This window comes from Streptomyces sp. NPDC097617 (assembly GCF_044761485.1).
Taxonomy (GTDB): Bacteria; Actinomycetota; Actinomycetes; order Streptomycetales; family Streptomycetaceae; genus Streptomyces.
Map to the genome: position 1 here is coordinate 377,064 of NZ_JBIWCL010000002.1, position 24,094 is coordinate 401,157.

A 24,094-nucleotide genomic window follows, 5' to 3' on the forward strand; every position below is an offset into this window, starting at 1 on the left:
CGCACACCATTCCGAATGATCACCTGCACGGGTGACGCGCGCACCGCCCAATGGGCGGCACACGGGCGGCGCGCGAACGGCACACAGCTGCGCCCGTTCGCTCAGCCCTTCGCGGCGGGGTCGAGCGGCCGCTTGTAGTACCGCCAGGGGAACCAGCCCGCGCCGACGGGGATCCAGCCCTCCGCCTCCATCCGCCGGTGGCGGCCGCCGGAGGAGAGCGTCACCCGGCAGTGCTCCCACGGGTGCGCGGAGGCCTCCACCTCGAGGAAGAGGGGGCCGTAGCCGACCAGGTGCCAGCCCTCGCGTCCGGCCTGCACACCGGCACCCTGCGCGTGACCGGCGCGACCCTGCACTACGAAGTACGCGGCCGGGGCCCGCTCCTGCTGCTGATCCCCGGAGGGGCGGGCGGCGCGGCCTCCTTCGACGAGATCGCCGACGACCTGGCCGCCGAGTACACCGTCGCGACGTACGATCCGCGCGGCATGTCCGGGAGCACCCTGGACGACCCCGCGGCCGCGCAGCGGGTGGCCGAGCACGCCGATGACGCCCTGCGGATACTGGATCTGCTCTCCCCCGGTGCGCCCGCCCGGGTGTTCGGCACCAGCTCGGGCGCGATCGTCGCCCTGCACCTGCTCACCGCGCGCCCCGAGCGCATCGAACGCGTCATCGCGCACGAGCCGCCGGTGGTGGAGGTGCTGCCGGACGCGCCCGCGCACCGGGCTCTCCTGGCCCGCGTACGGGAGACGCTCGACGGTCAGGGGCTCATGCCGGCGATGGCCGTGTTCGCCGCGGGCCTGAAGAAGGAAGGCAAGACCGCCGGGCCGAAGTCCGCGGTCGAGCTTCCGCCACAGGCGACGGCCCGGGCCGAGCGGACGATGGTCAACCTGCCGTACTTCGTCGGGCGGATCGTGCCCGCCTTCATGTCCTACGCCCCTGACGTAGACCGGCTGGAGGCGCTGGCGGACCGGCTCGTGCTCGCCGGCGGGGAGGACTCCCGCGGCGAACTGCCGTACCGTCCGGCCGCTTTCCTGGCCGAGCGGTTCGGCGCGGAGCTCCAGCACTTCCCCGGCGGGCACACCGGCCGGACGACGCACCCCGCCGGGTTCGGCGAACGGCTCCGGAAGGCGTTGCGCGCGTAGCGGGCCGGGCGGGATCCTCACCGTCGACCCCGACCTGCGCAGCCACGTGCCGTACCCGGTGATCGCGGACCGCTGTCCGCTGGCTCCGGACCGCTGACTCCGGACCGCTGACTCCGGACCGCTGACTCCGGACGGCAGGCCGCAGGCCGCACCGCAGGGGCGTGTCTCATTTCCGTCGTCCGGCATGTGGACGGCTGCACTCGCCCTCCAGTGACTCCGCCTAGTGTGGTTTCCGCAGCTGGTTCGCCCCGTCCGCCAGGCGGGATGCGTCGTAAGAGGGAACCCGGTGGGAATCCGGGACTGCCCCGCAGCGGTGAGCGGGAACGACCGCCGTCATACGCACTGGGACCGGACAACGGTCCTGGGAAGCGACGGCCAGTAGGTGCCCGCCGGGAGAGCCCGGCAGGCGTGCCCGCGAGTCCGAAGACCTGCCCGTTGCCCGCACGCGACCGTTCGCGTGCGGCCATTTCGGTGACCTCGTGGGCGGGTCGGCGTACACAGCGAGCGGCGCGTACGGGATTTCCCGCGACGTGGGCCGCCCGCTCTGGCGTTTCCCTTCGCGTCCGCGTCCCGTCGCCGGGATGTTCAGGACACATCTCGCGAAGGAGAGTTCCGTGACATCGAAGCCCGCAGCCGCGGCGGCACGCGCCACCGTGTACGGCTACCCCCGCCAGGGCCAGAACCGCGAACTGAAGAAGGCCGTCGAGGGCTACTGGAAGGGCCGGGTCACCGCGGACGCCCTCCGGGAGACCGCGGCCGGCCTCCGCCGTGCGAACTGGCGGCAGTTGGCCGACGCCGGCATCACCGAGGTGCCGACCGGTGACTTCTCGTACTACGACCACGTCCTGGACACCAGTGTCATGGTCGGGGCCGTTCCCGAACGGCACCGCGCGGCCGTCGAGGCCGGCGCGCTCGACGGTTTCTTCGCGATGGCCCGCGGCACCCAGGACGTCGCCCCGCTGGAGATGACCAAGTGGTTCGACACCAACTACCACTACCTCGTCCCCGAACTCGGCCCCGACACCGTCTTCACCGCCGACTCCACCAAGCAGGTCGCCGAGCTGCGGGAAGCCCTCGCGCTGGACCACACGGCCCGCCCGGTCCTGGTCGGCCCCGTCACCTACCTGCTGCTGGCCAAGCCCGCCCCCGGCGTGGCCGATGACTTCCAGCCGATCACCCTGCTCGACCGGCTGCTGCCGGTCTACGCCGAAGTCCTGGCCGACCTGCGCGCCGCCGGGGCCGAGTGGGTGCAGTTGGACGAGCCCGCCCTGGTCCAGGACCGCACCCCCGCCGACCTGAACGCCGCCGCCCGCGCCTACCGTGAGCTCGGCGCGCCGGCCGACCGTCCCAAGCTGCTCGTCGCCTCCTACTTCGGCCGGCTCGGCGACGCCCTCCCGGTGCTCGCCGCGGCCCCCGTCGAGGGACTCGCCCTGGACTTCACCGACGGCGCCTTCGCAAACCTCGACGACCTCGCCGCCGTCGGCGGACTGCCCGGCAAGCGGCTCGTCGCCGGTGTGGTCAACGGCCGCAACATCTGGATCAACGACTACCAGAAGTCCCTGAGCACCCTCGGCACCCTGCTCGGCCTCGCCGACCGGGTCGACGTCGCGGCGTCCTGCTCCCTGCTGCACGTCCCGCTGGACGCCGACGCCGAACGCGAGATCGACCCCCAGATCCGGCGCTGGCTTGCCTTCGCCCGCCAGAAGACCACCGAGATCACCACCCTCGCCCGCGGCCTCGCCCAGGGCACGGACGCCATCGCCGCCGAACTCGCCGCCAACCGGGCCGACCTCGCCTCCCGCACCGGCTCCGCCATCACCCACGACCCGGCCGTACGCGCCCGCACCGCGGCCGTCACCGACGCGGACGGCCGCCGCGCCCAGCCGTACGAGGAGCGGACCGCCGCCCAGCGCGCGCACCTGGGGCTGCCCCTGCTCCCGACGACCACCATCGGGTCGTTCCCGCAGACGAACGAGCTGCGCACCGCGCGCGCCGACCTGCGCGCCGGTCGCATCGACGCCGCCGGGTACGAGGAGCGGATCAAGGACGAGATCCGCGAGGTGCTCTCCTTCCAGGAGAAGACCGGGATCGACGTCCTGGTGCACGGCGAACCCGAACGCAACGACATGGTGCAGTACTTCGCCGAGCAGCTGACGGGGTACCTCGCCACCCAGCACGGCTGGGTGCAGTCCTACGGAACCCGCTATGTCCGCCCGCCGGTGCTGGCCGGGGACATCTCCCGCCCCGAGCCGATGACCGTGCGCTGGACCTCGTACGCCCAGGCGCAGACCACCAAGCCGGTCAAGGGCATGCTGACCGGCCCCGTCACCATGCTCGCCTGGTCCTTCGTCCGCGACGACCAGCCCCTCGGGGACACCGCCCGCCAGGTCGCCCTCGCCCTGCGTGACGAGGTCAACGACCTTGAAACCGCAGGCACTTCGGTCATCCAGGTCGACGAACCGGCCCTGCGCGAGACCCTGCCCCTGCGGGCCGCGGACCACGCCGAGTACCTGGCCTGGGCCACCGAATCCTTCCGGCTCAGCACCAGCGGAGTGCGGCCGGACACCCAGATCCACACCCACATGTGCTACGCCGAGTTCGGCGACATCGTCCAGGCCATCGACGACCTCGACGCCGACGTCATCAGCCTGGAGGCCGCCCGCTCCCACATGCAGGTCGCCGACGAGCTCGCCGAGCACGGCTACCCGCGCGAGGCCGGTCCCGGCGTCTGGGACATCCACTCGCCGCGCGTCCCCAGCGCCGAGGAGGCGGCGGCCCTCCTCCGTAAGGGACTCGAGGCCATCCCCGCCGAACGGCTCTGGGTCAACCCCGACTGCGGCCTCAAGACACGCGGCTGGACCGAGACCCGCGCCTCCCTGGAGAACCTCGTCGCGGCCGCGCACGAGGTCCGCGCGGACCTCACGCCCGACGGTTCCTGACCTCGCGCGGCGCTGCCGGGACGGGCACCCCGCGGGTGTCCGCCCCGGCAGCCCACCCCCGACGAAGGCCTCGAACCCAACCCTCCGGGAGAAAACCCCATGCCCATGAACGCACCGACCGGGCGCGGCGTCGTCGAGGGCCTGCCGGACTGGGAGCGGTGCGCGGTCATGGGAGTGGTGAACGTGACTCCCGACTCCTTCTCCGACGGCGGCCACTGGTTGGACCCGACCGCCGCTCTCAAGCACGGCGTCGACCTCGCGGCCGAGGGAGCCGACCTGGTCGACATCGGCGGCGAGTCCACCCGGCCGGGTGCGGCCCGCGTCGACGAGGAGGAGGAGCTGCGGCGCGTCCTTCCCGTCGTCCGGGGCCTGGCCGCCGAGGGGGTCCTGGTGTCCGTCGACACGATGCGCGCCCGCGTCGCCGAGCAGGCGATCGATGCGGGCGCGGTGCTCGTCAACGACGTGAGCGGCGGCCTGGCGGACCCGGCCATGCTCGCGGCCGTCGCGGCCGGCGGCGTCCCCTTCGTGGTCATGCACTGGCGCGGGTTCAGCCACGACATGCACCGCCGCACGGTGTACGGGGACGTCGTCGGCGAGGTGGTCGCGGAGCTACGCGTCCGGATGGACGCCGTGGTGGCTGCCGGCATCCCGCCCGAGCGGCTCGTGATCGATCCGGGCCTGGGGTTCGCCAAGCTGGCGCAGCACGACCTCAGCCTGGTGGCCGGGCTGGCCGACCTCCGCGCGTTGGGCCGGCCCGTGCTGGTCGCGGGTTCCCGGAAGCGGTTCCTCGGCCAGGTCCTGGCCGGCGCGGACGGCGCCGCGCCCCCTGCCGACCGGCGGGACGCGGCCACTGCGGCCCTGTCGGCCATCGCCGCGTACCAGGGCGCCTGGGCCGTCAGGGTGCACGACGTACGGGCGACGGCGGACGCCGTCCGCGTCGCCCGGGCGGTGACGGGAGCGGTGACGGGAGCGGGGGCGGGGGCGGGGGCGGGGGCGGGGGCGGGGTGAGTCAGGGTCATCGGGGTGGTCGGGGTGGTCGGGGTGGTCGGGGTACCGGCACTGCGGACCGCACGGGGCCGATCGTCATTTAAGATTCAAGACGGCCGCAGGGCTGCGGCTCGTGCTGAAGATCCCGGGGAATCGCCTGACCGCCGGCGTGCGTCTCAGTGGTGTGAGGCGCTCAGCCCGCCCACCCACGAACAGAAGACCCCCCAGGGAGAAGTGAGGTATGCCAGTGATCTGCGTCGGAGGCATGATCGGAATCGGCAAGACGAGTGTCGCCGAACTGATCGCCAAGGAACTGGGCAGCGAGGTCTTCTACGAGAGCGTGGACGACAACCCGATCCTTCCGCTCTTCTACACGGCGAGCCCCGCAGAGATCCAGGCGAAGCGCTACCCCTTCCTGCTCCAGCTCTACTTCCTGCAGACGCGGTTCGCCGCGATCAAGGAGGCCTACAGGCAGGGCGACAACGTCCTCGACCGGTCGATCTACGAGGACTGGTACTTCGCCAAGGTCAATCACGACCTGGGCCGGATCAGCACCCTCGAGATGCAGGTGTACGGGGGGCTGCTCGGCGAGATGATGCGCGAGATCGACGGCCTGCCGTACCGCAAGGCACCCGACCTGATGGTCTACCTCAAGGCGGACTTCGAGACGGTGCTGCACCGGATCGGCCTGCGGGGCCGTGATTTCGAGCAGGACGAGAGCCTCATCGAGTACTACCGGATCCTGTGGTCCGGCTACGACGACTGGGTGAACAAGCACTACTCGGCCAGCGACGTCCTCGTCATCGACATGAACCACACGGATGTCGTGAACAATCCCGAGGACGCGGCCCGCGTGGTGCGCGAGGTCAGGGAAACCCTGGCCACGGTCGCCCACCGGCGCTGAGCCCACCCGGCTGAGCGGGGCTGCATCCTTTGGCCTACTGCGTTATCGGCCCTGCGGAGGACGATCGTGCGGCACCCCCGCGACAGGATTGATCCGTGCGAACAACCATCGGATACACCGTCGAAAGCATCGGCTACGTCGTAGGAGCCCAGGGGCTTGTCAGCTTCGCGTCACAGACCTTCTTCGGCACGGAGTGGGGCTGGCTGCACAAGATCGTCGAGCTTCCGTCCACCGCCTACCTCGGCATTGTGGTCGTGGGGCTGGCACTCGTCGTCGGCGGCGTGAGGACGCGGAAGGCGCCCGAACGCCCCAAGGCCGCCTGACCGGCGGACCTTCGGCCCGCGGCTCCCGGCCCGGCCGGGTCAAGGCGGAGGTGGTGGACGGCGCCTGGGTCTTCCCGCGCGTGCTCACCAGCAAGTACCGGCCCCCGCGCTTGTAGCTACGGGAGGTGTCGGGGCGGTCGCCGTTCGGGTTCGGGTTCGGGTTCAGGTTCAGGTTCAGCGTCCAGCCCTGGCGCTCCAGGTCGGCGCAGATCGCGTTCATGTCCGACTGTGCGGCGGTCTTCTCGCGGACGGCCATCCAGCCCGTCCTGTTCGAGTTGGCGTCGGCCGCGACGGTCGGGTGGCCCTGCGCCGGGTCGAGGCCCGCCGCGCCGACCGCGATCCGGATCACCTCGTCCACGGCGTCCCGTGTCAGGGGCGGTGACGTGGACTCCGGTGTGGGCGCCGCCGTGGAGGGGGACGGCGTGGGCGCGGGCGCGCCCAGGTGGATGCGCGGGTCGAGGACTCGGCGGTGCTCTACAACCAGAGCGACGAGCCCCGCACCCGGCGTTGAGTCCGTCCGGGCTGTACGTGATCCCGGGCGGCTCGACCACGGTGACCGGCCGGCTGACCGACCCGCCCGCCATCGGCAGGCGAGCCGTCGCGGCGACGGTCACCGCGACCGTCCCCGGCGGCGCCACGAAGACCTTCCGCAGCAACCCCGTCCGGCTCATGTGGTTCCCCTGGCTGGGCGCGGGCATCACCGCCGGCGTGCTCCTCGCTCTGGTCGCCGTACTCGTCCTCACGCGCAAACGGTGGCAGGCGAGCCTGCGCCGCCGGCGCGCCGAGCGGGCGGCCGTACGAACGCTGCGCAGGCGACTGCGCTCGGACGACGCGGGACGCGCCCCGTGAACCCCGCACCAGGCGTGATCACGACCGAGCCGATCCTTGCGACAAACCGCGACCCAGAGGTGAGGATCCGATCCGGAGTGGGAAGCCCGAGCGCAGATGTGTTGGGGCAGACCCACAAAAGCCCTGAACGACCGATGCCGTGTGCGTCGCCGCGATGCGGCCCTCGGCCGGGCACCCGGCCGGACCCTTCGCCGGGCCGCGGTCGGTCTGGGGGCGCAGCCGGCCCGGGCCGTGCACGAGGCCGCGTACCACCCGTGCCTGCGCGGCGAAGGCCCTGCGCGGCTCCTCGCTCCGGGCGGGACGAGGAGCCGCTCGGGGGACGACATCAGCGGTGGGTGAAGTCCGGGGGCCTCTTGTCCACGAAGGCGCTCATGCCCTCCTTCTGGTCGGCGGTGGCGAACACGGCGTGGAAGAGGCGGCGTTCGAAGCGGACGCCTTCGGCGAGGGTGGTCTCGAAGGCCCGGTTGACGGCCTCCTTGGCCATCATCGCGACGGGCGCGGACATGCCCGCGACGGTGTCGGCGACGGCCAGGGCTTCGGCCATCAGCCGGTCGGCCGGGACGATACGGGAGACGAGTCCGGCCCGCTCGGCCTCGACGGCGTCCATGGTCCGTCCGGTGAGGCACAGCTCCATGGCCTTGGCCTTGCCGACGGCCCGGGTGAGCCGCTGGGAGCCGCCGATGCCGGGGATGACCCCGAGCTTGATCTCGGGCTGGCCGAAGACGGCGGTGTCGGCGGCGAGGAGGATGTCGCAGAGCATGGCCAGTTCGCAACCGCCGCCCAGGGCGTAGCCGGAGACGGCCGCGAGGGTGGGCGTGCGGAGGTTGCCGAGGCGGTCCCAGGCGGTGAACCAGTCGGTGAGGTACATGTCCATGTACCCCTGCGGCTGCATCTCCTTGATGTCCGCGCCCGCCGCGAAGGCTTTCGCGGAGCCGGTGAGGACGATGCAGCCGATGTCCGGGTCGCGGTCGAGGGCCTCGGTGGCGGCCACGACCTCGTTCATCACCTGGAGGTTGAGGGCGTTGAGCGCCTTGGGCCGGTTGAGGGTGAGCAGGGCGGTACGGCCCTTGCGCTCGACGAGGATCGTCTCGTAGCCGGTGGGGTCGGTCACTGTCACGGTCACGGGGTGGTTCCCTTCGGTGCGTCGGCCGCCGCGTCGCGCAGGACGTGGACGATGCCGGAGAAGTCCTGTGCGGTGCCGCTCGCTTCGGCGTACGTGGCGTACATCTCGGCCGCGCGCAGGCCGAGTCCGGATTCGATGCCGCCGGCCCGCAGGGCGTTGGCGGCGAGTCCGAGGTCCTTGGCCATGAGCGGGGCCGCGAAGCCGGGTCGGTAGTCTCGGTTGGCGGGGCTGGTCGGGACCGGTCCGGGGACGGGGCAGTTGGTGGTGAGCGCCCAGCACTGGCCGGAGGCGGTGGAGGCGACGTCGTAGAGCGCCTGGTGGGACAGTCCCAGGCTTTCGCCGAGGACGAAGGCCTCGCTGACGGCGATCATCGAGATGCCGAGGATCATGTTGTTGCAGATCTTCGCGGCCTGGCCGGCGCCCGCGCCGCCGCAGTGCACGGTCTTCTTCCCCATGACGGCCAGCACCGGCTCGGCCTGGGCGAACTCGGTCGCGCCGCCGCCGGCCATGAAGGTGAGGGTTCCCGCCTCGGCGCCCATCACGCCGCCCGACACGGGTGCGTCGAGCGCCCGCTGTCCGGCGGCGACGGCCAGTTCGTGCGCGGCCCGGGCGTCGGCGACGTCGATCGTGGAGCAGTCGATGAACAGGGTGCCGGGCCGGGCGGCCGCGAGCAGCCCCTCGTCCCGGTAGAGGGCCAGCACGTGCCGGCCGGCGGGCAGCATGGTGATCACCACGTCCGCCCCGGCGGCCGCCGCCCGCGCGGAGTCCGTGATCTCCACCCCGGCGGCGGACGCCGCGGCCAGGGCATCGGGGACGAGGTCGAAGCCGCGTACGCGGTGACCGGCAGCGACGAGGTTGGCGGCCATCGGGCCGCCCATGTGGCCGAGGCCGACGAAGGCGATGACGGTGGTCACCAGGGCACCTCCTGGAACGAGTCGGTGGCGGCGAGGGCCAGTTCGCGGCCGGCGCCGAGCGGGGCGAAGTACCGGGCCGTGTCGGCCTCCGTCACCTCGGAGAGCCGGGCGGGCGCCCAGCGCGGGGTGCGGTCCTTGTCGATGACCTGGGCACGGATGCCCTCGACGAGGTCGGGAGAGGACAGGGCCGCGCAGGAGACCCGGTACTCCTGCTCCAGCACCCTTTCCAGCGGGCCGAGTTCGCGGGCCCGGCGCAGGGCGGCCAGAGTGACCTTCAGTGCCGTGGGCGACTTGGCGGCCAGGGTGGCCGCGGCCTCCTCAGCCGGCGGGACGCCGACGGCGAGGAGCCGGGTGAGGACCTCCTCCACGGTGTCGGCCGCGTAGCAGTGGTCGATCCACTCGCGGTGGGCGGTGAGTTCGCCGGCCGGTGCCGGGCCGACGTGCGCGGCGAGGGCGTCGTGCACGGGCCCCCGGGCGAGGTCCTCGGCGAGCGCGCCGAGCCGTTCGGCGGGTACGAAGTGGTCGGCGAGGCCGCAGAGCAGCGCGTCGGCCGCGCCGACGGGTGCACCGGTCAGGGCCAGGTGGGTGCCGAGTTCGCCGGGTGCCAGGGCGAGGAGGTAGGTGCCGCCGACGTCGGGGACGAAGCCGATGCCGGTCTCGGGCATGGCGACCCGGGAGCGTTCGGTGACGATCCGGACCGAGCCGTGGGCCGAGATGCCGACGCCGCCGCCCATGACGATGCCGTCCATGAGGGCCACGTACGGCTTGGGGTAGCGGGCGATCAGGGCGTTGAGCCGGTACTCGTCACGCCAGAAGTCCGCGGAGGCGGTGCCGCCGGTGCGGGCGTCCTCATGGATCGCGCGGATGTCACCGCCCGCGCAGAGTCCCCGTTCCCCCGCTCCGGAGATCACCACCGTTTCCACGGTGGGGTTCTCGCGCCATGCGGTCAGGGCCTCCTCGATCCGCAGCACCATGGCGTGGCTGAGGGCGTTGAGGGCCCTGGGCCGGTTGAGGACCAGCCGGCCGGCGCGGCCCTCGACACTGACGAGGACCTCTTCCTCCCCGCTCATCGCAGGGTCTCCGTCAGGCCGCGGGCGACGATGACGCGCATGATCTCGTTGGTCCCTTCCAGGATCTGGTGCACACGGAGATCGCGGACGATCTTCTCGATGCCGTATTCGCTGAGGTAGCCGTAGCCGCCGTGGAGCTGGAGCGCCTCGTTGGCCACGGTGAAGCCCGTGTCGGTGGCGAACCGCTTGGCCATCGCGCACAGCTCCGCGGCCTTCGGATCGCCCGCGTCGAGGGCCTCTGCGGCCGTACGGAGCAGGGCGCGGGCGGCGGCCAGTTCGGTGGCCATGTCCGCGAGCCGGAACTGGAGCGCCTGGGCGTCCAGCAGCCGGGAACCGAAGGCCTCCCGGTCGGCGAGGTGGGTGAGGCTGCGGTCCAGGGCGCTCTGCGCGCCGCCCAGGGAGCAGGCGGCGATACCGAGGCGGCCGCCGTTGAGGCCGTTCATGGCGATGCCGAAGCCGTCGCCCTCGGCGCCGAGCCTCCGGTCGGCGGGCAGCCGGACACCGTCGAGGATCACCTGCCGGGTGGGCTGGGCGTTCCAGCCCATCTTGCGCTCGTCGGCGCCGAAGGAGACTCCGGGGTCGTCCCGTTCGACGACGAACGCCGAGATCCCCCGGGGGCCCGCCCCGCCGGTCCGGGCCATGACGATGTACGCGCCCGCCGCTCCGGCGCCGGAGATGAACTGCTTGACGCCCGTGAGGACGTAGTGGTCGCCGTCCCGCTCGGCGCGGGTGCGCAGGGCGCCCGCGTCGGACCCGGCGCCCGGCTCGGTCAGGCAGTAGCTGCCGAGCGTGTCGGCCGTGCAGAGGCCGGGCAGCCAACGGCGGCGCTGGGCCGCGTCCCCGTAGCGGTCGATCATCCAGGCGACCATGTTGTGGATGGACAGGTACCCGGCGATGGAGGGGCAGCCGGTGGCGAGGGTCTCGAGGACGAGGACTCCGTCGGCCCGGGTGAGTGCGGAACCTCCGTGTTCCTCCCGTACGTAGATCCCGCCGAGGCCGAGCGAGGCGGCCCGCCGGATCACGTCGACGGGGAAGTGCTTGTCCCGGTCCCAGGCGACGGCGTGCGGCGCGAGGTGCTCCTGGGCGAAGTCGAGGGTGACCTCCGCGAGGGCGAGCTGGTCCTCGGTGAGGATGGTCACGGCGCTCATCCCATCGTCGGGATGGTGAAGCTCGCGCCCTCCTTGGCCCCGGAGGGCCAGCGCGAGGTGACGGTCTTGGTGCGGGTGTAGAAGCGGATGGAGTCGGGGCCGTGCTGGTTCAGGTCGCCGAAGCCGGACCGCTTCCAGCCGCCGAAGGTGTGGTAGGCGACGGGCACGGGGATCGGCACGTTGACGCCGACCATGCCGGCGCCCACCCGGCGGGTGAAGTCGCGCGCCGTGTCGCCGTCGCGGGTGAAGATCGCGACGCCGTTGCCGTAGGGGTGCTCGGTGGGCAGCCGCAGGGCTTCCTCGTAGTCGGCGGCCCGTACGACGGACAGCACCGGGCCGAAGATCTCCTCGCGGTAGATCCGCATCTGCGGGGTCACGCGGTCGAAGAGGGTGGCTCCGGCGAAGTAGCCGTTCTCGTGCCCGGGCAGGGTGAACCCGCGTCCGTCGACGACGAGTTCGGCGCCTTCGGTGGCTCCGATTCCGACGTAGCGGTTCACCCGGTCGAGGGCGTCCCGGCTGACCAGCGGCCCGAAGTCGGACCCGGGGTCGTCGGAGCGGCCCACGCGCAGCGTGGCGATGCGCTCCGTCAACTTGGCGACCAGTGCGTTCGCTGTCTCCTCGCCGACGGGGACGGCGACGGCGATGGCCATGCAGCCCTCGCCGGCCGAGCCGTAGCCGGCGCCGATGAGCGCCTCCACGGCCTGGTCCAGGTCGGCGTCGGGCATGACGATCATGTGGTTCTTGGCGCCGCCGAAGCACTGGGCGCGCTTGCCGTGGGCGGCGGCGGTGGCGTAGATGTGCGCGGCGATCGGGGTGGAGCCGACGAAGCCGAGGGCCTGTACGCGCGGGTCCTCGAGGAGGGTGTCGACGGCCTCCTTGCCGCCGTTGACCACATTGAGCACACCCGGCGGCAGGCCGGCCTCGAGGAACAGCTCGGCGAGGCGCAGCGGGACGGACGGGTCGCGCTCGGAGGGCTTCAGGATGAAGGAGTTGCCGCAGGCCAGAGCGGGCGCGGCCTGCCACAGGGGGATCATCGCGGGGAAGTTGAAGGGGGTGATGCCGGCGACCACGCCCAGCGGCGAGCGCAGTGAATGGACGTCGATGCCGGTGCCGGCGTTGTCGGTGAATTCACCCTTGAGCAGGTGCGGGATTCCGGCCGCGAACTCGACCACCTCCAAACCGCGTTGCAGGTCGCCGTGGGCGTCGGCGACGGTCTTGCCGTGCTCGGCGGACAGCAGCCGGGCCAGCGCGTCACGTTCGCCCTCGACGAGCTGGAGGAAGCGCAGCATGACGCGGGCGCGCCGCTGCGGATTCCACTGGCCCCATTCCTGCTGGGCCTCCTCGGCGTTGGCGATCGCCGCCTCGGTGTCGGCGCGTCCGGCCAGCGGGACCCGGGCCTGGACCGTGCCGGTGTTGGGGTCGTACACGTCGGCGAAGAGACCGGACGTGCCGGTGGTGTGCTTTCCGCCGATGAAGTGGGTGAGCTCGCGGACCATCGAAGCCTGCTCTCGTCAGGTGAGGATCCGAGGAAGGCGCGGCGCGGGGCGCGGTACGGCACCGATCGGGGTGCGCACCGCGGATCCGGCCGCGGGACAGGGGAGGGCGGGGCGCCCTCGTCGAGTCACGAACGCGGGGACAGGGCCTCGCCGTTCGGATACTCCGCCGGATCACCTGGGCCGTGGTCACGTACCGGTGCCATGCGTGTCTGCTCCATCCTCGTGGACAACACGGAACACCCCACGGCCGGTATCCTGACTCCTGGATCAACGCACGCTCTTCGGCCTTCCCGACGGATGGATTCCGTCAGTGGCCTGTACTGCTGAAGAGCGCACTTCCCAGTCACAGTGGCGGGACCGCGCCGGATTCACACCGGCTTCCCTGCACCGCGGGCTTGCCACGAACATATAGTTGGACGTCCTAGTAAGTCCACCCCCGAGTGGCGGCGCGGACGGGTGAAAGGCCCCCGGACCAGGGCCTACAGTCGGAGAATGCGCATTGTTTCGCTGCTGCCCGCGGCCACCGACATCGTGGCGGAACTCGGGCTCGCCGCCGATCTGGTGGGTCGTACCCACGAGTGCGACTGGCCCCCGCGGGCCGTGGCCGGCGTGCCCGTGGTGACCTCCGCCGAGTTCTCGGCGGACACCCTGAGCAGCCGGGAGATCTCCGACGCCGTCGGCGGCGCCGCGCACAGCGGATCCTCGCTCTACACCCTCGACACGGAAGCCCTCGGCGCCCTGGCTCCCGAGGCGGTCCTGACCCAGGACCTGTGCGACGTCTGCGCCGTCTCCTACGCGGGGGTCAGCCGGGCGGTACGGGTCCTGGACCGCGGGCCCCGGGTGCTGAGTCTGGAGCCGCGCACCCTGGGCGACGTACTGGACTGCCTGGTCACGGTGGGTGAGCTGCTCGGTGTGGGGGAACGCGCCCGGGAGCGGCGGAAGGCGCTCGCCGCGCGCCTCGATGCCGTACGGGCGCGGACCGCAGGACGGCCGCGGCCCCGCGTCGTGGCGATCGAATGGCTCGACCCCCTCTGGCCGGCCGGCCACTGGGTGCCCGAGCAGATCACCTGCGCGGGTGGCGAGCCCCTGATCGCCGCCCCGGGCGAGCACACCCGGCCCATGGACTGGGAGGCGGTCCGAGCCGCCCGCCCGGACGTACTCCTGGTCGTGCCCTGCGGGTTCAGTCCGGAGCGCACCCTGCGCGAGCGGGCGCTGCTGACGTCCCTGCCCCGGTGGGAGGACCTGCCGGCGGTGCGGTCCGGTGAGGTGTGGGTGCTGGACGGTCCCGCCTACTTCAACCGGCCGGGCCCCCGCGTGGTGCGCGGCGCGGAGGTGCTGGCGCACGCACTGCACGGGGTCCGGGTCGGCGAGCCGGTGACGGCGGCCGAAGCCTTCCGACTGGACCAAAGCTGATGGGCTCCGGCTGACGGGTGCGGGCCGACGGGTGCCGCCCGGCGCGGGCCGCGCCATGTCACGGTGTACGGTCGGCGACCCGGTACGGGACGAAGGTGCTGGTGTTCTCGTCCACGGCCAGCGGGCGCCCGAGCGGCGGCACGGCCCGCTGGGGGCAGTCGAGCCGTTCGCAGAGGCGGCAGCCCATGCCGATGGGCGTGGCCGCCGCGGTGTTGTCCAGGTCGAGGCCGTCGGAGTAGACGAGCCGGGAGGCGTGCCGGATCTCGCAGCCCAGGCCGATGGCGAAGGTCTTGCCGGGCTGGCCCCAGCCGCCGCGGTGGCGGGTGACGGCGCGGGCGGTCCACAAGTACCGCTGTCCGTCGGGCATGGCGGCGACCTGGACGTGGATACGGCCGGGCGCGGCGAAGGCCTCGTAGACGTTCCACAGCGGGCAGGTACCGCCGGCGCGGGAGAAGTGGAATCCGGTCGCGGACTGCCGCTTGGACATATTGCCCGCCCGGTCCACCCGGACGAATGAGAAGGGGACCCCGCGCAGCCGGGGGCGTTGCAGGGTGCTGAGGCGGTGGCAGACCGTCTCGTAGCCCAGGCCGAACCGGTCGGTGAGCCGCTCGATGTCGTAGCGGAATTCCTCCGCGGCGGTGTGGAACCCCCCGTACGGGAGGATCAGCGCGGCGGCGAAGTAGTTGGCGATGCCGATCCGGGCCAGCCCGTGCGCCGTGGATCCGGCCGCGAAATCCTCCGAGGCGAGCCGGTCCAGCGCGTCGGCGTGCTCCAGGAGCGCGAGCTGGGTGGCCATCCGGAACGCCTGCTGGCCCGGCCGCAGCCCCGCCGACATGTGCAGTACGCGGGCGGAGTCGTCGTAGTGGTGCAGCCGATCGGAGTCGGCGGCCACCCGTACGCCGTGCTGGTCGCCGAGGCGCGCCGACAGGGCGCGGACGACCTCCCCGGGCCGGATGCGGATGGCGCGCGCCAGGTCCTCGGCGGCGAGATCGATGTCATGGAGGTAGTTCTGGCGGCGGTAGAAGAACTCCCGGATCTCCTCGTGCGCAGAGCGCGGCCCACCGGCCGCCGGCAGCCCCTCGCGGTCGTCATCGGCGCCGGTCAGCCGTTCGGCGAGGAGCTGGCTGCGCCGCCCGAGGTCCAACAGCACCTGGGCGACGGCCGGCATGCGGGATGCCAGCTCCGCCAGGTCCGTGGCCGAGACCCGGGCCTCGGCCACCTCGCCGGCCAGCGCCTCGCGCAGATCCGCGACCAGTCGGCTCGCGTCCCGCTCCGAGAAGAAGCCGGGGTCGACCCCGAAGGCCTCGGTGAGCCGTAGCAGGACGGGCACGGTCAGCGGGCGGGAGTCGTGCTCCATCTGGTTCAGGTAGCTGGGTGAAATGGCCAGGACCCGGGCCAGGTCGGCCTGGCTCATGCGGCGCTCCTCACGCAGCCGCCGCAGCCGCGCTCCTGCGTACGTCTTGCTCACCGCGTCGCCTCCCTCGTCTCCGGGGCCTGACTCATCCCTACGCATCCATCCGAGCCCCGAGGTCTTCGCAGACTTGGCAAACGGGCGCGAAAAGATGCGCAGAACTTAGCAGACGTCCCTCATTGATGGCACTGGGTGTCGCTGAGAGAGTCGTCCTGCGGCCCGCCGAAACAGGCGGCAGCGACAGAACCCACCGGGCCCGATTCACGCCCTGATGTCGGATGTTCGGCGGGTTCTGGCGAGTGGTTCGGCAACATTGCTCAGTTCGTTCCACACCGGTACGGCGGGCCGCGATCCATTCGATTGGCACTTCGTGCCATTACTTCGCACTCATGACGGGTGCGGAGGTGCCACTCAGCTATTCAGCTACTCACGGAGACGGTGACGGTCATGGCAGACACGACGAACACGGCGGCAGCGGCCCTCGCCGAGCGCTGGGCGACGGACCCCCGGTGGGCGGGCATCGAGCGCACCTACACCGCGCAAGACGTGGTCCGGCTGTCCGGCAGTGTCCGCGAGGAAGCCACCCTCGCCCGGCGCGGCGCCGAGCGGCTGTGGCGACAGCTCCACGAACAGGACTACATCCACGCCCTCGGCGCGCTCACCGGCGGCCAGGCCGTGCAGCAGGTCCGGGCCGGCCTCCAGGCGATCTACCTCTCCGGCTGGCAGGTCGCCGCCGACGCGAACCAGGCCGGACACACCTACCCCGACCAGTCCCTCTACCCGGTCAACTCCGTTCCGCAGGTGGTCCGTCGGATCAACAACGCGCTGCTGCGCGCCGACCAGATCGCCACCGCCGAGGGCGGCACCGACACGACGGACTGGCTCGCGCCGATCATCGCGGACGCCGAGGCCGGCTTCGGCGGCCCGCTCAACGCCTTCGAGCTCACCAAGGCGATGATCGCGGCCGGCGCCGCCGGCATCCACTACGAGGACCAGCTGGCCTCCGAGAAGAAGTGCGGCCACCTCGGCGGCAAGGTCCTCGTCCCCACCGCCCAGCACGTCCGCACCCTGAACGCGGCCCGCCTTGCGGCCGATATCGCCGACACCCCGACCCTGATCATCGCCCGCACGGACGCGCTCGCCGCCACCCTCCTGACCAGCGATGTCGACGAGCGCGACGCGGAGTTCTGCACCGGCGAGCGCACCGCCGAAGGCTTCTACCACGTCCGGAACGGCATGGCCCCGGTCATCGCCCGCGGCCTCGCCTACGCCCCGTACGCCGACCTGATCTGGGTCGAGACCGGCACCCCGGACCTGGCCCAGGCCCGCGAGTTCGCCGAGGCGATCCACGCGCAGTACCCGGACCAGATGCTGGCCTACAACTGCTCGCCGTCCTTCAACTGGAAGGCCGCGTTGGACGACGACCAGATCGGCAAGTTCCAGCGGGAGTTGGGTGCCATGGGCTACCGCTTCCAGTTCATCACGCTCGCCGGATTCCACTCCCTCAATCACGGCATGTTCGACCTGGCGCGCGGCTACGCCGAGCACGGCATGACCGCCTACGTCGACCTCCAGGAGCGCGAGTTCGCCGCCCAGGCCCAGGGATTCACCGCCGTCAAGCACCAGCGCGAGGTCGGCACGGGCTACTTCGACCTCGTCTCCACCGCCGTCAACCCGGCCTCGTCCACGACCGCGCTCTCCGGCTCCACCGAGGAAGAGCAGTTCCACTAGCTCCGGGCCGCAGGTCGCCCGGAGCACCCCAGGCACCACCGCGCCGTAGACCCGGGGCGCCCGAGTACCCGCAGTACCCGGGCGCCCCGCCGACGCCGTTGCCCCGCGTTCCCCGAAGGCCCGAGGAGTTGCCACCTCCGTCCGGCCCTCCCCTCTCCTGAGGAGACCCGCATGTCCATCCACGCACCGACCCGCCGCGTCGAGGTCCTCGGGGCGCCGGGCGACCGCCACGACGAGATCCTCACCCCCGAAGCCCTGGACTTCATCGCCCGGCTCGACGACGCGTTCAACGCCCGGCGCCTGGAAGCCCTCAAGGAGCGGGCCCGCCGCTCGGCCCACCTGGCCGGCGGCACCCCCCTCGTCTTCCCCCTCGCCACCCGCGCCATCCGACGGGAGCGCGAGTGGCGGGTCGCACCGCCGGCACCGGGCCTCACCGACCGGCGGGTGGAGATCACCGGCCCGCCGGACCGCCGGATGGCGGTGAACGCCCTGAACTCCGGTGCCAAGGTCTGGATGGCCGACCTCGAAGACGCCACCTCCCCCACCTGGGACAACATCATCGGCGGCCAGCTGACCCTGCTCGACGTGATCGAGCGGCGGATCGACTTCACCACCCCGGAGGGCAAGGAGTACCGCCTCGGGCCGGACCTCGCGACCATCATGGTCCGCCCGCGCGGCTGGCACCTCCTCGAAGAGCACCTGGAGATCCACGGCCGCCCCGTGTCCGCCTCGCTCGTGGACTTCGGCCTGTACTTCTTCCACTGCGCCCAGCGGCAGATCGACGCCGGACACGGCCCGTACTTCTACCTCCCCAAGCTGGAGAACCGGTACGAGGCGCGCCTGTGGAACGACGTCTTCGTGTTCGCCCAGGAGCAGCTCGGCATCCCACGCGGCAGCGTGCGCGCCACCGTCCTCATCGAGACGATCACCGCCGCGTTCGAGATGGAGGAGATCCTCTACGAGCTGCGTGAGCACAGCGCCGGGCTCAACGCGGGGCGCTGGGACTACCTCTTCAGCCTGATCAAGACCTTCGGCCACCGCACCGACTTCCAACTGCCCGACCGGGCGGCGGTCACCATGACCGCGCCCTTCATGCGGGCCTACACCGAACTCCTCGTCCGCACCTGCCACAAGCGCGGCGCGCACGCCATCGGCGGCATGGCCGCCCATGTCCCCGGCAAGGACGCGGAAGCCCGCACGGCCGCCCTGGCGAAGGTCCGCCTCGACAAGGAGCGGGAGGCCGAGGACGGCTTCGACGGCTCCTGGGTCGCCCACCCGGGCCTCGTGCCGGTCTGCCGCGAGCTCTTCGACGGGGTCCTGGGAGAGCGACCGAACCAGCTGGAGCGCACGCGCGAGGACGTCGAAGTCGCCGCCGCCGACCTGCTGTCGGTCCGCCGGATCGCCGCCCCGCCGACCTCCGAGGGCATCCGCTCCAACGTGTCCGTGGCCCTGCGCTATTTCGACGCCTGGCTCCGCGGCCGCGGAGCCGTCGCCCTGAACGGGCTGATGGAGGACGCCGCCACCGCCGAGATCGCCCGCGTCCAGATCTGGCAGTGGCTCCGCCACGACCGGGTGGAGCGCTCCACGGTGCTCACCCTCCTCGACGCCGAATGCGAGGCCCTGGCGGAGGAGGATCCGCGGGCCCTGGCCACCGAAGCCCGGGACCTCTTCGTGGATACCGCGCTCACGCCGCGCCTGCCCGCCTTCTTCACCCCCGAGGCGTACACCCGCCACCTCGTCCACCGGACGGAGACCCCCGCATGAGCACGGACATCCGCAGGGTCGGCATCGTCGGCGGCGGCCAGATGGGCGCCGGCATCGCCGAGGTCTGCGCCCGCGCCGGGCTCGACACCGTCGTCGCCGAGTCGGACGCCGACAGCGCCCGCGCCGCCCGCGAACGTGTCGCCGTCTCGCTGGAACGGGCCGTGCAGCGCGGCAAACTCGACCGGCTCTCCGCCGAGGACGCCCAGGCCCGGCTCGTCTTCACGAGCGACCTCGACGACCTCGCCGACCGGCAGCTCGTCATCGAGGCCGTCGTCGAGAACGCCGAGGTGAAGGCCGGGATCTTCACCGCCCTCGACAAGGTCGTGGAAGACCCGGAGGCGATCCTCGCCTCCAACACCTCCGCCATCCCGATCATGCGCCTGGGCATGGCCACCGGCCGCGCCGACCGCGTACTCGGCCTGCACTTCTTCAACCCCGTACCGGTCCTCCCCCTGGTCGAGATCGTGTCCTCGCTCCACACCACGAAGAACACCGTCGACACGATGGAGTGCTTCGTCCGGGACACCCTCGGCAAGACCGCGATCCGCTCCCAGGACCGGTCCGGCTTCGTGGTCAACGCCCTCCTCGTCCCGTACTTGCTGGCGGCGATCCGGATGGCCGAGTCCGGCTACGCCAGTGCCGCGGACATCGACGCCGGGATGGTGCTCGGCTGCGCGCACCCCATGGGCCCGCTGAAGCTCGCCGACCTCATCGGCCTGGACACGGTCGCGGCCATCGCGGAATCCCTCTACGACGAGTTCAAGGAACCCCTCTACGCGCCGCCCCCGCTGCTCCAGCGGATGGTCCAGGCCGGCCTGCTGGGCCGAAAGAGCGGCCGCGGGTTCCACATGTACGACCGGGGCTGAGGGGCCCCGGTTCGCCGCCCGGGCTGAGGGTGCCCCGGCAGCTGAGGAAGAGCGGGGCGTGACGAGTGGTGTCGTCACGCCCCGCTCCGGCATGCCCCTCTCCGGCACGCCCCGCTCCGCTCGGCCGAAATCCGCGCCCGGCCACCTGAGTCGGCATTCGCTTCCGAGCGCCCCTCCTCAGGCCGTACGATGCGTTCTCCTCCGGCTCCCCACGGCCTGGGCCCACAACCGAATGCATGCACAACTGGGGGAAGCCGGTGGGAATCCGGCGCTGACCTGCAACCGTGAACGGCCGCCCGCGCGCCGTGAGTCGGAGAACCCGGGGTGCGATGTGCACCGCTTCCCACTGTCACGGTCTGCAGTACGAAGCCCCAGCCTGGCCCGGCATCCCCGTGCGCCCTCCCGAGGGACGCCGTCACGGGGGTGTGCGCGGGTGCGGGTCGGCGGGTTCGCGTCAGCAGACCCGAAGATCCCACCAGGAAGGCACCCACCTCCATGCGCCAGACTCTCGCCCGCCGCTCCGCGATCATCACGGTCGCGCTGGCCCTCGCCCTCGCCACCCCCGCCGTGGCCGAGGCACAGGCCAAGCCGAACACCAACAAGGCCGTCAAGGTGACCGTCACCGTCCAGGGCCCCACCGGGCTGCTGTTCAAGGGCAAGGTCAACACCAAGGGCCACGACGTCACCACCGCCACCGGCGGTACCCACAAGTGCGACGGCACCAACGGCGGCGCGAACCCGTCCAAGGTCCAAACCCTCGATCTCCTGGGCCTCGCGGACCTCCGCCACCGCGCCCTGCACGAACTCTCCGGCGGCCAGCAGCAGCGCGTGGCCATCGGCTCCGTCCTCACCCGCCCACCCCCGGGTCCTGGTCCTCGACGAGCCGACCTCGGCTCTCGACCCGACCGCGGCCGAGGAGGTCCTGGCGGCCGTCACCCGCCTCGTCCACGACCTCGGCGTGACCGTGCTGCTCGCCGAGCACCGCCTGGAGCGCGTGGTGCAGTACGCCGACCGCGTCATCCACCTGCCCGGCGACGGCCGCGTGGTGTCCGGTACGCCCGCCGAGATCTTCCGTACCTCCTCCATCGCCCCGCCCATCGTGGAACTCGGCCGCGTCGCCCGCTGGGACCCGCTCCCGCTCTCGATCCGCGACGCCCGCCGCGCCGCGGCGCCCCTGCGGGCCCGGCTGGCCGGTGTCACTCCCCCGCCGGTACGCCCGGCGCCGGCCGCCGATGCCGGCACGCTGCTCAAGGCCCGTGGAGTGACGGTGGCCTACCAGGGGGTCCCGGCCGTCCGCGAGGTCGACCTCGACCTGCGCGGCGGCGAGGTCACCGCGCTCATGGGCCGCAACGGCTCGGGCAAGTCCTCCCTGCTGTGGGCCCTCCAGGGCTCCGGCCCGCGCAAGGCCGGAACCGTACACATCCCGGCCGACGACGGGGGCCGGTCCGCCGATCCGCGGAAGCTGTCCGCCGCAGAGGCCCGCCGACTCGTCGGTCTGGTCCCCCAGACCCCCACCGACCTCCTCTACCTGGAGAGCGTCAAGCAGGAACTCGACCAGGCCGACGCCGAATCCGAGGTCGGCGCAGACGCGCCGGGCGCTCGGGAGATCCTCGACCGCCTCGCACCCGGGATCGCCGGCACCACGCACCCCCGCGACCAGTCCGAGGGCCAGGGGCTCGCCCTGGTCCTCGCCATCCAGTTGTCCGCCGCCCCCGAGGTCCTGCTCCTGGACGAGCCCACCCGCGGCCTCGACTACCGCGCCAAGGCCGAACTGATCCGCATCGTCGACAGCCTGGCCGTCGAAGGCCGCGCCGTCGTCATCTCCACCCACGACGTCGAGTTCGTCGCCCGCGCCGCCGACCGGGTCGTCGTCATGGCCGAGGGGGACGTCGTCGCCGACGGCCCGACCACCGAGGTCATCGTCGCCTCACCGGTCTTCGCCCCGCAGACCGCGAAGATCCTGGCTCCGCTGCCCTGTCTGACGGTCGCCCAGGTGGCCTCCGCCCTCCCCGACGACGACGAGACGAACCGGGCCTCATGACCGCCGCCGCACCCACCCCCGTACGCACCGCCGCACGCACCGCCGCCATCCGCATCAACGCGCGGGCCGGCGTCGTCATCGCCATGGCGGCCTTCCTCGGGATCGTCGCCTTCTTCTGGCCGTTCCTCGTCGCGCCGGGGAAGTTCGGCTCCCACTACGCCCCGCCCCTGATCTTCGGCGTCCTGCTGGTCATCGTGCTGTGCGTGGTGATCTCCGAGATCGCCGAGGGCGGCATCAGCTCCAAGGCCCTGGCCATGCTGGGCGTCCTGTCCGCGGTGAACGCCGCGATCCGCCCGCTGGGCGCCGGCACGGCCGGCATCGAGACGGTGTTCTTCATCCTCGTCCTCGCCGGCCGGGTCTACGGCCCGGGCTTCGGCTTCACCCTGGGCTGCACCTCGCTCTTCGCCTCCGCCCTCATCACCGGCGGCGTCGGCCCCTGGATGCCGTACCAGATGTTCGGCTGCGCCTTCGTGGGCATGCTCGCCGGCTTCCTCCCCAGGGCCACCGGCCGCCGCGAGATCGCCATGCTCGCCGTCTACGGATCGGTGTCCGGCTACCTCTTCGGCTTCCTCCTCAACCTGTCGTTCTGGCCGTTCTCCCTCGACCCGAACAGCTCCATCGCATACCTGCCCGGCCTGCCCTTCACGGAGCAGTTCCAGCGCTACCTGGCCTTTGACCTGGCCACCTCGCTCGGCTGGGACACCGGCCGCGCCGTCACGAACTTCCTCTGCATCGTCCTCGCGGGCCCGGCCGTCCTGACCACCTTCCGCCGAGCGGCCCGCAAGGCCCGCTTCCAGGCCCCGGTCCGCTTCCGGCCCGGCGGAACCGGCTAGGACCGCGCCCAGGGGGCCCTTCGGGGCATCCGTCGCGGGCTTCCGCGCGGCGCCGGGCGGTTTCGCCCGGGGTGGGGATATCAGTGGTTCTCTACGGCGATCGGCGGCGATCGCCACTGTTCGGAGGGTCCGAAGCCGGTGACCGTCAAGCCGATTCCCGAGGGATACCAGAGCGTCACGCCCTACCTCTGCGTGGACGGGGCCGCAGCCGCGATCGACTTCTACGTCGCGGTGCTCGGCGCGGCCGAGCGGATGAGGATGCCCGCACCCGGCGGCAAGATCGGCCACGCCGAACTGGAGTTCGGCACCTCGGTCGTCATGCTCGCCGACGAGTACCCGGAGATCGGATTCCGGTCGCCGAAGACGGTGGGCGGCACGCCGATCACCCTGCACCTCTACGTCGAGGACGTCGACGCCGTCTTCGCCACCGCGCTGTCCTTCGGCGCCACACAGCTGTCGCCGGTCAAGGACCAGTTCTACGGCGACCGCACCGGACAGTTCGAGGACCCCTTCGGACACCGCTGGAACATCGCCACGCACGTGGAGGACGTCTCCCCGGAGGAGATGGAGAAGCGGGGCAGGGAGGCCGCGGACACCCCGCCGGACGGCGCCTGACGCCCCTTCGGACGAGCCCCGCGGGTCGAGCGGCGCCGTTCTCCTGGCCGAGCGGCCCGCGTGGGGCCCGGAGGTCCTTCCGATCGGATCGGCCGGATCGACCGGATCAGCCGGATCGGCCGATCAGTCGGATTCGCTCGCGAGTTGCAGGGCGAGCGACTGCAGGATCTCCTGCGCGGACGTCGGGGACTCCGTCTCGTCGAACGCGTCCGCGACCGCCTCGAAGGCCAGCACAAAGCCGCTGATCAGGGCGCTGAGAGGGCCGGACAGCTGATCCAGCATGGCGAATCCGACCTCGGCCGGATCGGCATCGGCCGGCACGAGGAACTCCGTCGGCGTCACCTCGCCGAGCAGTGAGGAGACGTAGTCCGTCCCGATGCCGCTCCGCACACCCGTGAGCGCCGCGATGGCCTTGAGTTTGATCTCGTTGTCGGTCATTCCGCGAGGGTACGGCGGAGCTCCCGGCCCGAGCCCCTGGCATGCCGCAGGTGTCCCGCCCGCGCGGGGACGGGCGAGTGGATCGAGGAC

General features: G+C 72.1%; 20 protein-coding genes, 1 pseudogene and 3 riboswitches. Of the genes and pseudogenes, 13 read left to right on the forward strand and 8 right to left on the reverse strand.

Going from position 1 to position 24,094, the window contains the following annotated elements; translation table 11 throughout:
* Window positions 1-101 precede the first annotated feature (101 nt).
* The gene (locus ACIQZO_RS05025; protein WP_403620230.1) at window positions 102-317 is read right to left on the reverse strand and encodes a hypothetical protein; all 216 of its coding nucleotides are present in this window, start codon (window positions 315-317) and stop codon (window positions 102-104) included.
* Between the two features lie 15 nt (window positions 318-332).
* Here ACIQZO_RS05025 and ACIQZO_RS05030 point away from each other — a divergent pair, with 15 nt between their 5' ends.
* The 6 genes from ACIQZO_RS05030 to ACIQZO_RS05055 all read left to right on the forward strand — a co-directional run bounded on the left by ACIQZO_RS05030 (window position 333) and on the right by ACIQZO_RS05055 (window position 7,141).
* Window positions 333-1,139: an alpha/beta fold hydrolase gene (locus ACIQZO_RS05030; RefSeq protein ID WP_403620233.1), complete on the forward strand. Its 807-nt coding sequence runs from the start codon at window positions 333-335 to the stop codon at window positions 1,137-1,139.
* A gap of 222 nt (window positions 1,140-1,361) precedes the next feature.
* A riboswitch (cobalamin riboswitch) is annotated at window positions 1,362-1,590 on the forward strand.
* A 163-nt stretch (window positions 1,591-1,753) separates the two neighbouring features.
* Complete coding sequence (gene metE / locus ACIQZO_RS05035) at window positions 1,754-4,078, forward strand: 5-methyltetrahydropteroyltriglutamate--homocysteine S-methyltransferase (protein ID WP_403620236.1); 2,325 nt, start codon at window positions 1,754-1,756, stop codon at window positions 4,076-4,078.
* Between the two features lie 105 nt (window positions 4,079-4,183).
* Window positions 4,184-5,086 carry a dihydropteroate synthase gene (gene folP / locus ACIQZO_RS05040; RefSeq protein WP_403620239.1) on the forward strand — a complete coding sequence of 301 codons (903 nt, stop codon included), beginning with the start codon at window positions 4,184-4,186 and terminating at the stop codon, window positions 5,084-5,086.
* Between the two features lie 220 nt (window positions 5,087-5,306).
* Complete coding sequence (locus ACIQZO_RS05045; protein WP_403620242.1) at window positions 5,307-5,969, forward strand: deoxynucleoside kinase; 663 nt, start codon at window positions 5,307-5,309, stop codon at window positions 5,967-5,969.
* 95 nt (window positions 5,970-6,064) lie between these two features.
* Window positions 6,065-6,292, forward strand: coding sequence for a hypothetical protein (locus ACIQZO_RS05050; RefSeq protein WP_403620245.1), 228 nt, complete (start codon window positions 6,065-6,067; stop codon window positions 6,290-6,292).
* A gap of 507 nt (window positions 6,293-6,799) precedes the next feature.
* Window positions 6,800-7,141, forward strand: coding sequence for a hypothetical protein (locus ACIQZO_RS05055; protein WP_403620248.1), 342 nt, complete (start codon window positions 6,800-6,802; stop codon window positions 7,139-7,141).
* A 325-nt stretch (window positions 7,142-7,466) separates the two neighbouring features.
* Here ACIQZO_RS05055 and ACIQZO_RS05060 read toward each other — a convergent pair whose 3' ends face one another.
* Genes ACIQZO_RS05060 through ACIQZO_RS05080 form a run of 5 tightly spaced genes read right to left on the reverse strand, consistent with a single transcriptional unit; the run spans window position 7,467 to window position 12,892 of the window.
* Window positions 7,467-8,258 carry an enoyl-CoA hydratase gene (locus ACIQZO_RS05060; protein WP_403620901.1) on the reverse strand — a complete coding sequence of 264 codons (792 nt, stop codon included), beginning with the start codon at window positions 8,256-8,258 and terminating at the stop codon, window positions 7,467-7,469.
* 2 nt (window positions 8,259-8,260) lie between these two features.
* The gene (gene mmsB / locus ACIQZO_RS05065; protein ID WP_403620251.1) at window positions 8,261-9,178 is read right to left on the reverse strand and encodes a 3-hydroxyisobutyrate dehydrogenase; all 918 of its coding nucleotides are present in this window, start codon (window positions 9,176-9,178) and stop codon (window positions 8,261-8,263) included.
* Window positions 9,175-10,248, reverse strand: a complete 1,074-nt coding sequence (locus tag ACIQZO_RS05070; protein ID WP_403620254.1) for an enoyl-CoA hydratase/isomerase family protein — start codon at window positions 10,246-10,248, stop codon at window positions 9,175-9,177. Before ACIQZO_RS05070 ends, mmsB begins: the two co-directional genes overlap by 4 nt.
* Window positions 10,245-11,396 (reverse strand): acyl-CoA dehydrogenase family protein, encoded by a 1,152-nt coding sequence (locus ACIQZO_RS05075; RefSeq protein ID WP_403620257.1) that lies wholly within the window; start codon window positions 11,394-11,396, stop codon window positions 10,245-10,247. Before ACIQZO_RS05075 ends, ACIQZO_RS05070 begins: the two co-directional genes overlap by 4 nt.
* Complete coding sequence (locus ACIQZO_RS05080) at window positions 11,393-12,892, reverse strand: CoA-acylating methylmalonate-semialdehyde dehydrogenase (protein WP_403620260.1); 1,500 nt, start codon at window positions 12,890-12,892, stop codon at window positions 11,393-11,395. Before ACIQZO_RS05080 ends, ACIQZO_RS05075 begins: the two co-directional genes overlap by 4 nt.
* A gap of 227 nt (window positions 12,893-13,119) precedes the next feature.
* Window positions 13,120-13,310, reverse strand: a riboswitch (cobalamin riboswitch).
* Between the two features lie 74 nt (window positions 13,311-13,384).
* Between ACIQZO_RS05080 and ACIQZO_RS05085 the strand changes: the two genes are divergently transcribed.
* Window positions 13,385-14,305, forward strand: coding sequence for a cobalamin-binding protein (locus ACIQZO_RS05085; RefSeq protein ID WP_403620263.1), 921 nt, complete (start codon window positions 13,385-13,387; stop codon window positions 14,303-14,305).
* Window positions 14,306-14,363: 58 nt separating this feature from the next.
* Here the strand turns inward: ACIQZO_RS05085 and ACIQZO_RS05090 are convergent, their stop codons facing one another.
* The gene (locus ACIQZO_RS05090) at window positions 14,364-15,773 is read right to left on the reverse strand and encodes a short-chain fatty acyl-CoA regulator family protein (protein WP_403620266.1); all 1,410 of its coding nucleotides are present in this window, start codon (window positions 15,771-15,773) and stop codon (window positions 14,364-14,366) included.
* A gap of 390 nt (window positions 15,774-16,163) precedes the next feature.
* Here ACIQZO_RS05090 and aceA point away from each other — a divergent pair, with 390 nt between their 5' ends.
* The 6 genes and pseudogenes from aceA (at window position 16,164) to ACIQZO_RS05120 (ending at window position 23,566) form a co-directional block, all read left to right on the forward strand.
* Entirely contained in the window at window positions 16,164-17,447 is a 1,284-nt protein-coding gene (gene aceA / locus ACIQZO_RS05095) for an isocitrate lyase (protein WP_403620269.1), read from the forward strand.
* Window positions 17,448-17,618: 171 nt separating this feature from the next.
* Window positions 17,619-19,211 (forward strand): malate synthase A, encoded by a 1,593-nt coding sequence (gene aceB, locus ACIQZO_RS05100; RefSeq protein WP_403620272.1) that lies wholly within the window; start codon window positions 17,619-17,621, stop codon window positions 19,209-19,211.
* On the forward strand, window positions 19,208-20,077 hold the full coding sequence (locus ACIQZO_RS05105; RefSeq protein ID WP_403620275.1) for a 3-hydroxybutyryl-CoA dehydrogenase: 870 nt from the start codon (window positions 19,208-19,210) through the stop codon (window positions 20,075-20,077). Before aceB ends, ACIQZO_RS05105 begins: the two co-directional genes overlap by 4 nt.
* Before the next feature lie 247 nt (window positions 20,078-20,324).
* Window positions 20,325-20,398: riboswitch (cobalamin riboswitch) on the forward strand.
* A 429-nt stretch (window positions 20,399-20,827) separates the two neighbouring features.
* Window positions 20,828-22,118, forward strand: a pseudogene (locus ACIQZO_RS05110) (ATP-binding cassette domain-containing protein); the annotation flags it as partial.
* A complete protein-coding gene (locus tag ACIQZO_RS05115; protein WP_403620278.1) occupies window positions 22,115-22,951 on the forward strand; it encodes an ECF transporter S component in 837 nt (278 codons plus the stop codon). The pseudogene ACIQZO_RS05110 and the gene ACIQZO_RS05115, both read left to right, overlap by 4 nt.
* Before the next feature lie 138 nt (window positions 22,952-23,089).
* A complete protein-coding gene (locus ACIQZO_RS05120; RefSeq protein WP_403620281.1) occupies window positions 23,090-23,566 on the forward strand; it encodes a VOC family protein in 477 nt (158 codons plus the stop codon).
* 123 nt (window positions 23,567-23,689) lie between these two features.
* On the opposite strand, the gene ACIQZO_RS05125 is transcribed toward ACIQZO_RS05120, so the two are convergent.
* Window positions 23,690-24,004 (reverse strand): hypothetical protein, encoded by a 315-nt coding sequence (locus ACIQZO_RS05125; RefSeq protein WP_403620284.1) that lies wholly within the window; start codon window positions 24,002-24,004, stop codon window positions 23,690-23,692.
* Between the last annotated feature and the right edge of the window lie 90 nt (window positions 24,005-24,094).